The 15,926-nt window shown below is 48.3% G+C and carries 11 protein-coding genes; 3 read left to right on the top strand and 8 right to left on the bottom strand.

Annotated elements, in window-relative coordinates; all coding sequences use genetic code 11:
* Window positions 1–114 precede the first annotated feature (114 nt).
* Window positions 115–1,014, top strand: a complete 900-nt coding sequence (gene cysD, locus T489_RS0107775) for a sulfate adenylyltransferase subunit CysD (protein ID WP_031579489.1) — start codon at window positions 115–117, stop codon at window positions 1,012–1,014.
* Window position 1,015: 1 nt separating this feature from the next.
* On the top strand, window positions 1,016–2,653 hold the full coding sequence (locus tag T489_RS0107770) for a GTP-binding protein (protein WP_084155462.1): 1,638 nt from the start codon (window positions 1,016–1,018) through the stop codon (window positions 2,651–2,653).
* Window positions 2,654–2,792: 139 nt separating this feature from the next.
* Here T489_RS0107770 and T489_RS0107765 read toward each other — a convergent pair whose 3' ends face one another.
* The 8 genes from T489_RS0107765 to T489_RS0107725 all read right to left on the bottom strand — a co-directional run bounded on the left by T489_RS0107765 (window position 2,793) and on the right by T489_RS0107725 (window position 13,031).
* Window positions 2,793–4,682 (bottom strand): saccharopine dehydrogenase NADP-binding domain-containing protein, encoded by a 1,890-nt coding sequence (locus T489_RS0107765; RefSeq protein ID WP_031579487.1) that lies wholly within the window; start codon window positions 4,680–4,682, stop codon window positions 2,793–2,795.
* Window positions 4,683–4,707: 25 nt separating this feature from the next.
* Window positions 4,708–5,811, bottom strand: a complete 1,104-nt coding sequence (locus tag T489_RS0107760; protein ID WP_051621901.1) for a saccharopine dehydrogenase NADP-binding domain-containing protein — start codon at window positions 5,809–5,811, stop codon at window positions 4,708–4,710.
* An 8-nt stretch (window positions 5,812–5,819) separates the two neighbouring features.
* Window positions 5,820–7,088, bottom strand: coding sequence for a hypothetical protein (locus tag T489_RS0107755; RefSeq protein ID WP_031579485.1), 1,269 nt, complete (start codon window positions 7,086–7,088; stop codon window positions 5,820–5,822).
* Window positions 7,089–7,212: 124 nt separating this feature from the next.
* On the bottom strand, window positions 7,213–7,998 hold the full coding sequence (locus T489_RS0107750; RefSeq protein WP_031579484.1) for an outer membrane lipoprotein-sorting protein: 786 nt from the start codon (window positions 7,996–7,998) through the stop codon (window positions 7,213–7,215).
* Window positions 7,999–8,249: 251 nt separating this feature from the next.
* Window positions 8,250–9,842, bottom strand: coding sequence for a (2,3-dihydroxybenzoyl)adenylate synthase (locus tag T489_RS0107745; RefSeq protein WP_084155461.1), 1,593 nt, complete (start codon window positions 9,840–9,842; stop codon window positions 8,250–8,252).
* A gap of 306 nt (window positions 9,843–10,148) precedes the next feature.
* Window positions 10,149–11,663, bottom strand: a complete 1,515-nt coding sequence (locus T489_RS0107735; protein WP_031579482.1) for an ABC transporter ATP-binding protein — start codon at window positions 11,661–11,663, stop codon at window positions 10,149–10,151.
* A gap of 49 nt (window positions 11,664–11,712) precedes the next feature.
* Window positions 11,713–12,444 carry an energy-coupling factor transporter transmembrane component T gene (locus T489_RS0107730; protein ID WP_031579481.1) on the bottom strand — a complete coding sequence of 244 codons (732 nt, stop codon included), beginning with the start codon at window positions 12,442–12,444 and terminating at the stop codon, window positions 11,713–11,715.
* Between the two features lie 2 nt (window positions 12,445–12,446).
* A complete protein-coding gene (locus tag T489_RS0107725) occupies window positions 12,447–13,031 on the bottom strand; it encodes an MptD family putative ECF transporter S component (RefSeq protein ID WP_031579480.1) in 585 nt (194 codons plus the stop codon).
* A 556-nt stretch (window positions 13,032–13,587) separates the two neighbouring features.
* Here T489_RS0107725 and T489_RS0107715 point away from each other — a divergent pair.
* On the top strand, window positions 13,588–15,926 hold a 2,339-nt coding region (locus T489_RS0107715), incomplete at its 3' end, for a condensation domain-containing protein (RefSeq protein WP_037319257.1).

Below are 15,926 nucleotides of genomic sequence, written 5' to 3'. Positions count from 1 at the left end.
AAAACAGTACTTTCTCCGCAGACGGAAATAACAGACAAGCCGTCGACCGTATTAAAAAACGGCTTGAAAACAAATACGGATACTGTATCCGGCTAAATTACAAGGAGTGCTAAAATGCAAGACCTGGCCCATCTGGACAAACTGGAAGCCGAAGCAATATACATCATAAGAGAAGTGGCTGCCGAATGCGAAAAGCCTGTTATGCTCTATTCAATCGGAAAGGATAGTTCCGTTTTAATGCACCTTGCATTAAAAGCCTTCTATCCTGAAAAACCACCATTCCCTTTTCTGCATGTGGACACCACATGGAAGTTCAGGGAAATGATCAAGTTCAGGGATGAAACCGCAGCCAAGAACGGCATTCAGCTTCTGGTTTACACAAATCAGGACGGTGTGGCCAGAGGCATCAATCCGTTCGATCACGGCTCGGCATACACCGACATCATGAAAACCCAGGCATTAAAGCAGGCTCTGGCTAAATACGGTTTTACCGCGGCTTTCGGCGGTGCAAGACGTGATGAGGAAAAGTCCCGCGCCAAGGAAAGAATCTTCTCCTTCCGCAACAGGGACAACGCCTGGAATCCGAAAAACCAGCGTCCTGAAATGTGGAAGCTGTACAACACCAAGATCGAAAAGGGAGAAAGCATCAGAGTATTCCCTATCTCTAACTGGACTGAAAGCGACATCTGGCAGTACATCAAGAGGGAAAAAATCGACATTGTTCCGCTTTATTTCGCAGATACCAGACCTGTCGTTGAAAGAGACGGCAACCTGATAATGGTTGACGACGACCGTCTGAAGCTTCGTCCGGGAGAACAGATCGAATACCGCAGGGTAAGATTCCGTACTCTGGGCTGCTATCCTCTTACCGGGGCCATGGAATCAGACGCCACGACTCTGGATGAAATCATAAGGGAAACAAACGAAGCCAAGGTATCGGAAAGAAGCAGCCGTGTTATCGACCACGAAGCTCAGGGCAGCATGGAAAAGAGAAAAAGAGAGGGATATTTCTAAAATGACTGAATTAACGAGATATGAAAGACCGCTGCTGAAATTCATTACCTGCGGCAGCGTTGATGACGGTAAATCAACCCTTATCGGTAATATTCTGTACAACTCAAGACTTCTTTACAGTGACCAGATTGAATCTCTTAAGACTGAATCCCTTAACGGTTCATGCGACGGTGAACTTGACTACTCCCTGCTCCTTGACGGTCTGCTGGCGGAACGTGAACAGGGCATAACCATTGATGTGGCCTACCGTTATTTCTCCACCCAGAAAAGAAGCTTCATCGTGGCTGACACCCCGGGTCACGAGGAATACACCCGCAACATGGCGGTCGGCGCCTCATTTGCGGATCTCGCAATCATTCTCATCGATGCGTCAAAGGGGGTACTGGTTCAGACCAGACGTCATGCCAGAATCTGTGCCCTGATGGGTATCCGTCACTTTGTTTTCGCGGTCAACAAAATGGATCTCATCGGCTTTGATGAAAAGAGATTCAACGATATTTCCGCAGACATTGCCAAACTCAGAGACGAACTCTCCCTTCAGGAATACACGGTGATCCCGCTTTCCGCCAAGGCAGGCGACAATGTCATCAGCAGATCACAGCATACCCCGTGGTATGACGGAAAATCACTTATCGAATATCTTGAGGACACCGATACCTCCAAGGATAATGAGGAAACCGGCTTCTACCTGCCGGTTCAGAGAGTGTGCCGTCCGAACCAGTTCTTCAGAGGTTTCCAGGGACAGATTGAATCAGGTGAACTTCACGTGGGCGACGAGCTGACCGTTCTTCCAACAGGTGAATCAGCCAGGGTTAAGCAGATATTCTCAGGCTTTGATGAAGTTGAACAGGCCGGTCGCGGCATGCCCGTAACCGTGTCTCTTGACCGTGAGGTTGACGTCTCAAGAGGCTCCGTGTTTACCAGGGCGAAATCAGATGATTCCATTCAGGTGGCCCGTGAAATCACAGGTACCGTACTGTGGACCGATGATGAGAAATTCAGCTTCCACAAGGACTACCTGATTAAACTCGGCACCAGCCAGATTTACGCTCAGGTCAAATCCATCGAGTATACCGTTGACGTCAACACCGGAGAACACGTCGTAACAGATGAGCTCTCCAAGAATGAAATCGCGGTATGCCGCATTTCATTCATTGACTCGGTTGCAGTAAGTGAATTCAGCCGACACAGAGCACTCGGGGAATTCATTCTCATCGACCGCGTTACCAACATGACCGCGGCATGCGGTATCGTGAATACGGTAAACGACAGTGACGACAGTCAGGAATACACTCCGCAGAATGTCCGCCGTCACCTTCTGAGACAGAAATCAGCCGTGTTCAACTTCGGCAGCAGCGGCAGCACCGCAGGTCAGGAAACTCTCGAGAAACTTGCCGGAGAAGTGGAACAGAAGCTTCTGCAGCAGGGCCGACTGGTTTACTATTACCGAAATGCCGGCACTGGAGCCGCAGGCGAAGTGATAAAGGCTCTGACTGAATCAGGCATCATTGTTCTCACGGTGAAGTTTTCTTCGGAAAGTGCGGACGGCGTGAAGGATCTGGATCCGACTCTGGAAAATACCGGAACCGACAGCATCGTCAAGTTCATTGCCGAACAGACTGCTGAAGAAAGCAGGTAATTCAGACAGGAAGCGTCCCGAAAAATGACTTTCGGGACATCACGCCGAAAGACCGGGGTTCATACTATACCTCATGGTATGCCGGTCTTTCATTCTGCGGACAGATATCATGATTCATGCTGTCTTATGAGCCGGTGATTCACACACCGTAGAACAGAATATCCGCATTTCCCTCACCAAGCAGGCGGAACTCGTATGACAGCCCCGAATCAGCCGCAATCCGCGCCAGCTCATTCTTTTCCTCCTCTCTTATGAAGTCAGCAAGTTCCGGATAACCCAGTTCTGTGAAGATTTCAGCATATATGCAGCTGCGGATTTCAAACACGGTAATCTTTCCGCCGTTCCCGTCAGTATCAGTGCGGCTGCCAAGCTTTAGGAAACCGCACTGCTGATTACGTTCCATCATGGCCTTAAAATAGATCAGTATTCCCTTTCCTCCATCCCTGAATGAAGCGAAGGTTTCCGGTCTAGGAAGAAACCAGCACATTTCACTGCTGCCGGACGTCATGAACATCTGTCTGTACAGTCTTAAGGCTTCAGCCTTTCCGAGTTTTTCTCCGGCGAGTGAATAACCTGCGGCAAACATGCTCAGATCCCTGACCAGAGCCCCGTATTCTTTCCCTCTGTTCACATAGGTTCTCAGCTTATAACCGTATTTTTTCCACCTGAACAGTACTCTTGCGGCAAACAGACATGTTCCGAAAAATGAACATGAATACCTTATTTTCCGCCACAGTTCCGAAGAATACAGAATATCGGTCTGAACAGAACTCATCCGGGGATGAATCTTTACTGTATACCAGTTTTCACCGAAATGTCTGAGTGTCTCTACACGGGAGGCATCCCTTTCGAGCCATCCCCATTCATCAAATTTTCTGCTTTTGACCTCCTGAACACTCTTCCAGAAGAAATTTCGCTTTCTCAGGGCTTCTTTCACCGCCGCGGCACTTTCAGCCGAAAGCAGTTCAACCATGTATACCCCCGGCTCCTCGTTCAATCTGCCGGAAATCACACAGTCAGCCACTGAAACAGCCATGGCTGCGGTAAGATCGTACGACGAAACATCGCCGAAAAGCACAATTCCCTTTTCCGGACAGTCATCGGGATAGACGACAATCTGATTGTCCGGATCGGCCTTCGGGCTGTTTCTGCACCTGAGCCCGCTTTTATAGAACACCGAGGCCAGAACATCACTGAACCTTCCCTTACGGTTTATCAGAGCTATCATCCTTGCCAGATAAACCGGGAACCCCTCCATGGTACAGCGGATGTCATAAGTATTTACGCATGCCCGGCCTGACCTGTATCTTTCTGACGACAGAGAATATATTTCCGGAGTACTGTACGGAACCGTCGTAAGGGACTTTTTCTTTCCGAAAAATCTGAAACCGGAGTTTTCATCGTTCCATGGATTCCTGACAACCTCGACTTTTCCGTCACGATAGACCGGTATGTCGTTTACCAGATTGTCCAGCATGGCGTACGGACTGCTCGGTCCGCCTCCGTAAGCGGTTCCCATGCAGATTCTGGTTCGATATACTCCCTTTTCCGACAGTCCGCCTTCCGAAACCTCCCTCAGCATAAGAGAGGATATTCCCGGGGACATTCCCATGCCGGAATATATTCTTACCCCCTTTGCCCGGGCCTTTTCATGTAAACCGAGAACCTTTACGGCCGTCGCTGCCGAATCATTGATGTCAATCACGTCGGTTCCGGCCTCAATGCAAAGCTCAAGAACCGCCGGAAGCAGTTTTTCCATAGGTCCGCAGGCGACAATCACCAGAGAAAACTCTCTGAATGTTTCCGGAGATACCGCACCGTCAAGATCTATGCGGATAAATCTGCAGCGTCCCGATTCTTCAGGTGTTGTTCTGCCAGCCACCGCAATATCCAGCTCCGGATACGTCGAAGCCAGATACTTCAGAATTGTTCTGCCTGTTTCTCCGCGGCCGCCGACAATCAGTACCGAGCCGACCTTTCTAACCGCAGAGCCATTCCCTTCGTTCAAAGAAAGACTGTCATAATTCATGAATTCACCGCCTCTTCAATAACTGTTAATTTTCATATGAGTCCTGCAGGCAGGAAAATATTCCCTCCCGGCTGAGATTATCAATGACATATTCCGCAGGAATCGCCTCATGCATTGAATACCCAGCCGGCTTTATCTCATGAGTCAGCATGTATACCGCATTCATGCCTAACACCATTCCTGATGCCCTGTAGGTATCATCGGCAGTAAGCACTCCCTTCACAGTTTTTCCGTTTTCAAGAATCAGCCTGCAGTGAATGCCGTAATAAGGCGGATATTTAAGTCCGTCCCTGGCCGAAGCCTTAACCAGGGATTCGGCCCCCCTGATAATCCCTTTTTCTGTTCCGTACCTTTTCAGAAGCATTGAAATCATCAGACTGACCCCGGCCCTTCTGCCTATATTTGCACCGGAAACAACTGCGTTTTCTATATTTTCTGCTTTGATGAGTCTGGCCATTTCCTCTGAATACATGCTCATTCCCGCAACGGTTCCCACCGGTTCAGGGAAACGTACCTTCACCATTGCTCCAATGAGCCCGGTACGGACGATTTTTCCGGATTCAATACGGCAGAAACCGCGGTTCTCACCGAAACCGCCGAGACTCGATACAATATCAACAGCTGAACTGAAACTCCACGTATCCCTTCCCGCATAAAACACCTCTATCGACTTTACGGGGGAATGTCCGCCGTACCTGTGAATAAGATACTGGGGATAGGAACCGCTGAGTCCCGGAAGGAGACCGGAATTAACCACAACAGGAGCATGAATCTGATTTTCCAGATTCAGCCTGTCCAGGTGTTTTAAGGCGGGATCATATCCGGACACGTCAATCAGTGCCACCCCGTGACGCACGCATGCATCGATAATGAAACTGCCGACCGTATGCGAAGGACCGACGCATGAGACTGCGAGATCAGTTCCTTCAAGAAGCCTGTCAAGCGTATCCCCGCAGGTTATATCAGCCTGTACGTTTTTCACTGAAGACCGGCCGGAACACAGTCCTTCCGTATCAATTACGGTTTTTCTGGTAACCACCGTAAGTTCGACAGCCGCATGATCCAGCAGATACCTGATGGCCGTTTCACCGACTCTGCCCGATCCTCCCAAAAACAGAACCTTTTTCATAATCATCCTCAGAAATAATATTTAAAACCAAACTCGGCATAGTCATTGCCGTCATATGAACGGTAAATGGAAGATGAGGAGCCTCCGCCGATCCAGAATCCCCTGAGACTTACCGTGAGACTGTCGCTGACGGCATACTCGGAATATACTTCAAGAGTATGTTCTCTTCCTCTCCCCCACAGTGCGTTCACACCGGCATTCAGGGAATCGTTAAAATACTTCTGGCTGAGAGAGGCTGTCATGCCGAAGTCATCTTCGGCATGAAGATAATGATCACTGAAGAACTGGAGATTGGCGTAGATATCAAAGTCAAAATTACGATCCCATCCGACTATCACCTGATGAAGATCGGAGTAGTAAAGACCTCCGCTCCCGTCGTAGACCGGGGCATCGGCAGTCATTGAAAGCTCAGCTCTTAAGGTACTGCTCCCGAGGGACATGGCTCCGTTTACCCCTGCCGTCCGGGAACGTACCGGTTCCAGCAGAAACATGTTTCCGTCACGGTACTTTACGCACGGGAGATCGGAAAATCCGGAATAGTACGAAGCTCCGAAGTCAAAACCCGTCATGTATTTGACATAACGCACTCCCCATTCAACCTTTCGCGGATTCATATGTTCGGTAAGGGAGAGCTGTCCGGAATCAGCCATACTCCTCAGGTTATGAACGTATTCCGGCTCCCATGGACTTCCGTATTCCGCCATCTGTCTGTCCTTGCCGAACGGCAGCAGGACTCCCTCCAGATTTCCCAGCGCGGAAGACTGTTCCACTCTTGCAAGCCATGCCGGCCATTTAAAGACGGTACGGCCGTTCGCAAGAGGATCCTTCATGTACGTGGCATTAATCATATCAACGGTACTTCTGCCGTCGTTGACTCCCCATGAAAGCCTCATTTTTCCCAGACTTACCACCGTACCGTTCATTCCGGCCGATGAACCGTTGATTTTTGCGTACAGTTCGTACAGCGTGGCTCTGAAACGGCGGTCGTACTTTCTGACTGACTCGTCATAGTCAAAAAACCCGTTGACATAAAGGGAACTCCATTCAGTTTCATAAAGAAACGAGGAATTAAGACGGAGTCTTGAGGACAGAAAATCATCGTGCCGGATGAATTTTCTCATTCTGGCCTCAATGGAATTGGTGAATCTGAAATTATATGATGACGTCGAATCCTCTCCGTCTTCGCTCCCGTCGGTGAGATCAAAGGAAAACGGATCTTCGGCATGAGCCGTGCCAGACAGCAGCAGGGCCCACGCAAGCAGACATAATTTTTTCATCTGTGCATACTTAAAAAAGAGTGTATTCAGTACGGTGAACTTTTCTGAAATCTCCGAACGCCGTCAGGCGCCGGAGATTTTAAATCAGGATAACGGAGGCATGACCGCCGCGGCAGCCGTGAAGCTACCTTTTAAGATTGCTGTGTTCGAATATTGATGAATCCACACCCTGATTATAGGAAACATCCGTATACTGCATGAGAGTTCGTGAATTCTTTCCCTCCTCCTGCATTATCATTTTTCCTGCCGACCAGATTCCGGCTATCTGCCTGAAATCTCCCGCCAGCATGGTTTTAAGCAGACGGTCATGAGTATCGTAATATTCTATTTTCACCGGAAGATGATATTCACAGTCAACATATACAACCCTGCGGCCGTATCCGGTTTCTGCCGCTTTTTCCTCAATTGCCGATGATTCGATAACCCACACCCTGCGGTTATTTACCGTATCCTCGCGCAGAAATTCGTGCCTGTCGGCATCAACACTGCGGTATTCAATATCTTCAAGAGCGAAACTGCTGCGCATGAAGGAGCTTTTTTTGCCGCCTCCGCTGATGCGTCTAACCATGTTCTCTGAAGGGAAAAACACCCACAGGTCATCATCCTTTTTCACATCCTCATGTGTCCATGAAAGAAACTGTGAATCCTGAATATCGGCCGGAGAACTGAAGCGGATCAGCGAACGGCGTTCCTCACCGCTGTGCATGGACCACATTTCCATTCTGCGCACCAGCTTCTGCTTTCCCCTTTCAATAACCATTACGGCATTTCTGTGCATATCCTTACTGCTGTCTGCTTCATTTACCATTACCGCTATGTCCCGTCCGCTCAGGCCTGTACTTTCTGCTGACAGATCCGCAGACATCAGAGAGGCCATAATCAGTCCGGCGCCTAGCATTATTCTTTTCATTGTTTTCTCCTGAACGGGATGATGAAAAATTTAAAGTCTTTAATAAAAGTCCGTCATCTGACTGCCCGGAAATTCATACGGATTATCCTCAAAATCCACATTATTTTCAGATCTCAGTCAGCTGACGGACTACACATCTAAAAGATATCAACAAGACACTGCTACATTATCATGATTGTTAGCTTATGTTAACAGGAATTAGCATTAACTAACAAAAATTATCACAAACGGAGATAACATGCCGTCTTATCTCATGCAGCTTCGGCTCCAATCTGTGACAGACGCTTCTTATCCACCTTGCCGACGGCGGTAAGAGGCCATCTGTCAATAAACACCAGCTGATCCGGCAGCTTGTACAGGGCGAGACCGTTATTCATGAGGAAATCTCTGACTTCATTGAGCTTAACCTCCTCACCAATGGCAAAGGCGCATATTCTTTCCCCGAGAACCTCGTCCTTTACGGGAACCACGGCACATGATTCGATACACGGATGTTTAAGAAGCAGGGTTTCAACTTCCGCAGCGGCAATCTTTTCACCGGCTCGGTTTATCTGCTCCTTGATTCTTCCAACCACTTCAAAATTACCGTCTTCCCTGAGTCGTACAAGATCCCCCATGCGGTAATATCCGTCCACCGTGAATGCTCCCTTGTTTCTGTCACCCGCGCGATAATATTCATGAATGGTATACGGTCCCTTTACAATAAGTTCCCCTGTCTGTCCCTCCGGTACATCCCTTTCCTCATCATCCACAATACGGCAGACGTCATACTCTGATATAGGTCTTCCCTGGGAATGCAGTACCGCACTGTCCGGATCATCCGGTCTGGTACAGCAGATAAGACCTTCAGCTGTTCCGAACACCTGCTGCAGTCTGCAGCCGAACCGCTTCATAATGAATTCCGCATCTGAAGGATCCAGTCTGGCTCCACCCACCTGCAGAAGTTTCAGACTGGAAAGATCAGGCTCGTCCCATTCAACGGCCTCGGCCCATAATCTGGTAAGTGTCGGCACCATGGCCGTAATGGTCACCCCGTGTCTGGCAATAAGCTCAAATCCTTCATCAAAGCTTCCGGATCCGGCAATCACGATTTTTCCGCCTCTGCTTAAAACCCCGAAAATTCCTGGACATGACAGTGAAAAATTATGCGCGGTCGGAAGAATGTTCAGATAAACACTGTCCCCGTCCATCCCGGTGATTGACGCCATGGTACGATAGTTATAGGAATATCCCGCATGGGTACGCGGTATAAGTTTCGGAGTTCCGGTCGTTCCGCCGGAAAGAAGCAGCAGTGCGATATCAAGATTACTGCCGTGACAGGCCTCGACAGGATATGAACTTCTGCATTCACGGAGCATAAGATCAGGGTCTTCATCCGTACTGAAAGTAATTATCTGAATCTGAGGCTGTTCGCTCCTGAGTCTGTCCGTCACCTCACCGTAGTCAGTACTCAGGTATCTGTTAACACCTATGTAATGCGTAGGTTCGGCCAGGGCACACAGCGCTATCACATCTGAGGCTCTCTGAGCAGGAAGAGCAAGAACAGGTACCGCGCCGATACGGAGGATGGCAAAAAGAACAATCATAAAACCTATGGAATTAGGCATCTGAAGCAGAACACATTCGCCGCGGCGCACGTTACGTTCCGCAAGCCAGGAACTCATCTCAATGCATCTTTTATAAAGTTCTCCGTAGGTAAGCTGTTCCTCACCGCTTATCAGTGCGGTTCTGCCGGAGAAGGATGTGCACCATTCGGTAAATTCTTCGGGAATGGTTGATTCCCGCCAGACGTTTTTACCGTAAAAATTCTGTTCTTCTTCCGTCCAAAGTTTTATTGAATCCATAATTTACAAATAACTCCCTTAATTACTGGAAAAGATGAATCAGGAATGAATACCATGCCTGAACCGCAGGAATAACGACAATGCAATATGGATACATGTCTGAGGCGGAATATTTAAAAGACTACAAAACCGCCGCGGGCATTTCTGAAGGTTCATACGGTCACGTCGGACCGTATGAACGGATATGAATTTTGAGGACCTGAATATCTTATCAGAAAAATCAGATACTCCAATCTGACATGATGGGAATTATTTGCACATAAAAACAGAAAACCGGACTGTCCGTGAATCAGAATCAGCTGAAACTCACGCTGATACTTTTTCACCGGAAATGCGAACCATTCTGTCACAGCAGCTTCTTATAAGCTCACTGTCATGGGTAACCACAATAACGGTTTTTCCCATGTCCCTGAGATCCTTCAGAAGCCCGGCAACTGACAGCATGTGCCCGTAGTCCAGACCGCTGGTCGGTTCGTCAAAAAGAAGAAACTCCCTGTCGGAACACAGTGCGCATGCAATGGCCACGCGCTGTTTCTGTCCTCCGGAAAGCGACATCGGATGAGCCTGTCTGAATTCATACAAATCCAGCTTTCTGAGAATTTCACTCACCCTGGCCTCTTTTTCTTCCCTTCCGGAATTACTGTTTACCATGCAGAGCATCAGTTCTTCCTCAACGCTTTCTGCAAACAGCTGATGGTTCACATCCTGCATCACCATGAAAAACCTGTTCAGTCTGGCAGGTCCGTCATATTTTTCAGTGCCGTGAACAACGGTCCCCCGGCACTTCTTCTCCATGCCGCAGAGACAGTTCAGAAAAGTTGTTTTACCGACACCGTTGCACCCTGTTACCGCGGTTATTCTGTTCACCGCTATCCTGATATCATCATAATGAAAAGTTTCTGAATTTTTTTTACCGGAAAAAATTCCGCAGCCGTATCTGAAATCAAAATTTCTCAGTGTCATAACCTCGTCTTCCGGCTGAACGTCAGGCAGGGGGATGCTTTCAGGAGCCTCCGGAACACAGCCGCGCAGCCCCATTGTCCCAAGCTCCCGGGAACTGAGTCTTCTGAGCTGTTCCTGATTCAGCTCTCCGGTGATTATCCCCTTGTTCATGATGACAATTCTGTCAGCCAGATCCGCAAGATAAGCCAGACGATGCTCCGAAACCAGAATCGTTTTTCCTTCATTCTTCCACGTTTTAATCAGATCATGAAGAGACTCTGACGCCGCGTAATCAAGATTTGCAGACGGTTCGTCCAGCAGAATCACCTCACTTCCGCAGACATCCACGGAGCCGCAGGCTATTTTCTGTCTTTCACCGCCCGACAGTCTGAAAAGACTGCGCCCGAGCAGTTTTTTCATTCCAAGTTTCTCACCTGTTCTGAGAATGCGTCTTTCAATCTCATCAGGATCCATTCCTCTGTTTTCACAGGCGAAGGCCATTTCCCCCGTGCTGTCTGCATTGAAAAACTGACTTCTGGGATTCTGAAAAACAGTTCCGGCAATAAGTGATATTTCACTGACTTTCATCCGGCCGGCATCCCTTCCGTCAATCTCCACCTTTCCTTCCACCGTTCCGCCGAAATATTCCGGAATCAGTCCGTTAAACAGTCTCAGAACCGTGGTTTTTCCGCATCCTGAAGGTCCTGTGAGAATAACAAGTTCTCCCTTTTTCACCTCAAGACTGACGTTTTTAAGTACCTGTACACTTTCACGTGAATTTTCCGGATCCGACGCCTCACCGTTCCTCGGATGCACTGATTCAGTCAGGTTTTCCGCAGGGCTTGCATATGAAAAAGTAACATTGTCCAACTTCAGCATCTGTTTGTTTCTCCTGTATATCTGTCAATAAAAAAAGCTGTCCCCGAAATCATGAATGCCAGAAGGAAATACCTGACAGATGCAGGAATAAAAGCACGAAAACAGCCGAACACATTGTCAGCAGAATAATATCGGCGGCGTTGAATTCCAGCCGGTAGATACTGGTTCTTTTCCGGTGCGATCCAAGCCCTTTGGTTAAGGCGGCCGCAGTAAGTTCGTTGCCGATTTTTACGGAACTCATGAGAACAGGAATCATTCTGTATTCCACGTAACGGACGGGTCCCACGCTGCCGATACTGATTCCTCTCATCCTCACGGCTCTGCCGATGGATGAATATTCCTCCAGCAGTGTCGGAAAAAACCTGAACATCACTGTACAAGGTATGGTGATACAGCCGGGAATTTTCATTCTTTCCATTCCCGCTATTAATTCACCCACATGCGTTGTTCTGACGACAAAGGCAGCAAGTATTCCGCATGGCATCAGAAGACAGCATACTTCATAAATTAACAGATACAGGCAGTATGCGGCTCCCGAGTTTTCCGGACTAATCATAAAACCTGAGGCGTATACTGAAGCAAATACCGACAGCCCGGCGAATCCTGAAAAATAATTTCCGGCCCGCAGCAGAAAAAGAAACGGGAGCAGGGAAAGAAACAGACTTATCCATCTGAAATATTCGCCTCCCGCTCCTCCGAGCAGAAAAGTCGGCAGAGTAACCAGCAGCATCATCTTGGTACGGGGATCAAGCAGACTGTCCCCCTTTCTTACAGACATCATTTCTAGACAATTCCCGCTCTTATGAAATGTTTTTTAAGCATTCTGCCGCCGATCATTCCCCCGACCCAGCCGAAAAAAACACACATGAAGATCAGTGTAGGAGCCATCCACAGCTGAAACAAGCCTTTGGCGGTTTCTATGTATTCACTGCCGTAAACGGCATTCTCCTCCCAGAATCTGTCTGCCATGAATATCAGAGGAATGTAGCTGCCGAAACACCAAATACTGAATACCGCATATGCCGCAATGTCCAATGTCAGACTCCGGTAGTGACCGGCTCTGACTATAAGTTCGGATAAACCCCCGGTAATCAGTACCAGGGGAAACGTATACCATCCCATTCCCGTAAGCAGCAGGAACAGAGCCAGCAGAATGCTCATCAGCATAATCATGCCGAATTTTCTCACCCTGCTTAAGAACAGCATAAACGGGATTCCGGAAAGCAGCGGAATAAAAACACAGTAAAGAGGCAGAAGAACAGGAATAAATCCTATAACCATGACGATCATGGTAATCACCACAATAATGGCGGTAAACAGTCCGACGGTAATTAAATCACGACTGTTAAGTGCATTTTCTTGAACCATAACTCACCTTTCTCAAATCAGGCAGAATCTTATGCTCCCGGCCTGAGGTGTCCTGAAAACCTTCCGGAGACTTTATGTCCGGTAATCAGGACCGTCATAAAAGACATAATCATATGCAAAACCGCGTTTCTTACCGGAAACCGGCATGAAAAAACAGCGGTATTTAACATATTGCCATGTAATAATATTTTTCTTTTTCGGTGCTCTGATGAATGACTGTTCACCATGAAAAGCAGTACGAAAGAAAACTAAAAAGTAACTTAAACCCTTTATTTTCAACGAATTGACGACATCATTTCTCCGGACTGAGTCATCCGTCTGATAAAAAAATCACGATATTACTCCGCAGTTGACATTTGGAAAAAAATTGATATTTTTGTTAGCATTAACTAACACGTGTTAGCAACCGCTAACCATTATACAGAATTATTTAAGATAAAACAGTCATCTTCTGATTTTACTGATAAATGTTTTTCAGTTCTGAAAACATATCTTTAATCAGAAGATTTTTTATTGAATTTTGAATTGTTAACTATATTTCATTCCGAGAAAAAAGATGTCCGAAAATACCAGTACAGATACCAGTATTCAGGGAATCACTGCTCTTATCAAGACAATGTTTCCTAAAGTTGCCGTAACCTCTCCCGAAAGCAGTCTCCTCGAATGCGGTGTTGATTCAATCAGCATAATGCGTCTTGTAAGCAGATGGAGAAAAAACGGAATAAAGATAACCTTTGCCGAACTCATCACCGAACCGACTCTGAAATCATGGTCGGAAAAACTCAGCCGAAGGGTTCAGAAAAAAGAAGACGGTATCGGAAAAGACGGGGGACATCCCGAAGTCCGTACAGCAGCTGATGATGAAGGCGAGTATGAACTGACAGACGTGCAGTATGCATACTGGGTAGGCCGCGACGAAAACCAGCAGCTCGGAGGCGTATCCTGCCATGCATATCTGGAAATCACCGGAAAAAACATTGATGAAAACCGCCTTGACACTGCCTTCAGCAGGCTTATAGAGGCTCATCCGATGCTGAGAACCATTTTCACGCAGAACGGCAGACAGCGCAACGTAAAGGAAAATCATAATGATCCGCTGAAGATTCATGATTTCCGAAACTCAGACATGGTTTCGGCACGCAGACAGGCAGAAGCCATAAGGGAGCGTAATTCACACCGTAAGCTGGATATCAGCCGCGGAAAGGTTATCGGACTTGAACTTCTGCAGTATCCCGACGGCAGTTACAGAATCTTCTTTGATGTTGATCTGCTTGTGTCAGACGTTCAGAGTTTAAACATACTCCTGCACGATCTGGCCGCACTCTATTCCGGAAAGAATATACAGGCTCCTGAGAACTGGAGCTTCAGACAGTACCTTGAACAGCAGAAAAAACGCAGCGAAACAGAATTCCTGGAAGCGGAAAAATACTGGAAAAAACGTATTGAGAGCATGCCTTCCGGTCCTCAGCTTCCGTATACCGGCAATACCGGCATGACACCTCATTTCACCAGATACAAAACGGTCATCGGCACTGACATCTGGAACAGCATAAAAAAGCAGTCCCTGGCACACGGAATAACTCCGGCCATGACTCTGGCTGCGGCATACGGCATGGTCATATCAAGATGGAGCAGCTCTGCCAGATTTCTCATAAACGTGCCGCTGTTCAACCGTGATACTGAAAATGAAAACATTGAACATGCGGTCGCCGACTTTACCAACCTTCTTCTTCTCGAATGTGACTACTCTGAAAATCTGACCTTCGCAGAGCATGCGAAAAGACTGCAGGACAGATTCCATCAGGACTGTGCCCACACCGCCTACTCGGCCATAAGGGTGCTCAGAGAGCTGGCAAGAAACGAATACAGCAACGGTCTGACAGCTCCGGTGGTTTTTGCCTGCAACCTGGGAACCGAACTTACCGACAGCGAAGTGACTTCATCTCTCGGCACGCTTGACTACATGATATCCCAGACTCCGCAGGTATGTCTGGATCATCAGATTTATGAAATGCCTGAAGGTCTCATGGTCTGCTTTGATGCCGTTGATTCCATGTTTCCGAAAGGACTGGTCGGCACCATGTTCTCAGCTTATACGGACCTTCTTGCCGAAATCGGTTCCGCAGACGACGGATTCGGCCGCGTTTACCTTAATGACATTCCGAAAGGACAGCTTGATGTAAGAAAGAGAATAAACAGTACCGGTGCTCCGGTGTCTGACACCCTTCTTGCGGAAATAATCTTCACCAATGCCGAAACACGTCCTGACAGTCCCGCTCTCTTCTACGGCGACAGCACCGTAACCTACGGTCAGATGCACGCCTCCGTCATGCGCGTGGCCTCTCTCCTCATTCAGCACGTCGTAAAACCTCTCGACAGAATTGCGGTTTCCGTTCCACGCGGACCTCTGCAGATTATCTCCGTCCTCGCGGTTCTCGCAGCCGGTGCAGTCTATGTACCCGTTTCCGTTACCCAGCCTGTCTCCCGCAAGACAAAAATCCTTGCCAGAGCCGGGATAAAGACCGTGCTCACCACCATGCCTTTTGACTCCGGTGACGCTGCGGTTTCTTTCGTAAACCCTATGGACACTTCCGCATGCGAGCCTCTGGCCTCTCCTGTACGCGTTCATCCTGACTCACCTGCCTACATCATCTTCACCTCCGGTTCAACCGGTGAACCTAAAGGCGTGGAAATCAGTCACCGCGGCGCCATGAACACCATTCTGGACATCACCCGCAGAGCCGGCATCTCATCATCCGACTGCGCCATGGCCATCTCCGCCATGGACTTCGACCTTTCCGTATTCGACGTCTTCGGCATCCTCGGAGCCGGCGGCAGTCTCGTGGTCATCGACGAGGATGAACGCCGCGATGCCTCCCTCTGGCTGCATCTCGT

The sequence above is a fragment of the Ruminobacter sp. RM87 genome, from assembly GCF_000701925.1.
In the GTDB taxonomy this organism is placed as follows: Bacteria; Pseudomonadota; Gammaproteobacteria; order Enterobacterales; family Succinivibrionaceae; genus Ruminobacter; species Ruminobacter amylophilus.
Note: the sequence above shows the minus strand (reverse complement) of the source record. Positions and strands in the feature narration are given on the sequence as shown.

Coding starts and splice junctions, on each gene's coding strand:
- cysD (WP_031579489.1), top strand. CDS start 115: ATGCAAGACCTGGCCCATCTGGACAAACTGGAAGCCGAAGCAATATAC.
- T489_RS0107770 (WP_084155462.1), top strand. CDS start 1,016: ATGACTGAATTAACGAGATATGAAAGACCGCTGCTGAAATTCATTACC.
- T489_RS0107765 (WP_031579487.1), bottom strand. CDS start 4,682: ATGAATTATGACAGTCTTTCTTTGAACGAAGGGAATGGCTCTGCGGTT.
- T489_RS0107760 (WP_051621901.1), bottom strand. CDS start 5,811: ATGAAAAAGGTTCTGTTTTTGGGAGGATCGGGCAGAGTCGGTGAAACG.
- T489_RS0107755 (WP_031579485.1), bottom strand. CDS start 7,088: ATGAAAAAATTATGTCTGCTTGCGTGGGCCCTGCTGCTGTCTGGCACG.
- T489_RS0107750 (WP_031579484.1), bottom strand. CDS start 7,998: ATGAAAAGAATAATGCTAGGCGCCGGACTGATTATGGCCTCTCTGATG.
- T489_RS0107745 (WP_084155461.1), bottom strand. CDS start 9,842: ATGGATTCAATAAAACTTTGGACGGAAGAAGAACAGAATTTTTACGGT.
- T489_RS0107735 (WP_031579482.1), bottom strand. CDS start 11,663: ATGCTGAAGTTGGACAATGTTACTTTTTCATATGCAAGCCCTGCGGAA.
- T489_RS0107730 (WP_031579481.1), bottom strand. CDS start 12,444: ATGATGTCTGTAAGAAAGGGGGACAGTCTGCTTGATCCCCGTACCAAG.
- T489_RS0107725 (WP_031579480.1), bottom strand. CDS start 13,031: ATGGTTCAAGAAAATGCACTTAACAGTCGTGATTTAATTACCGTCGGA.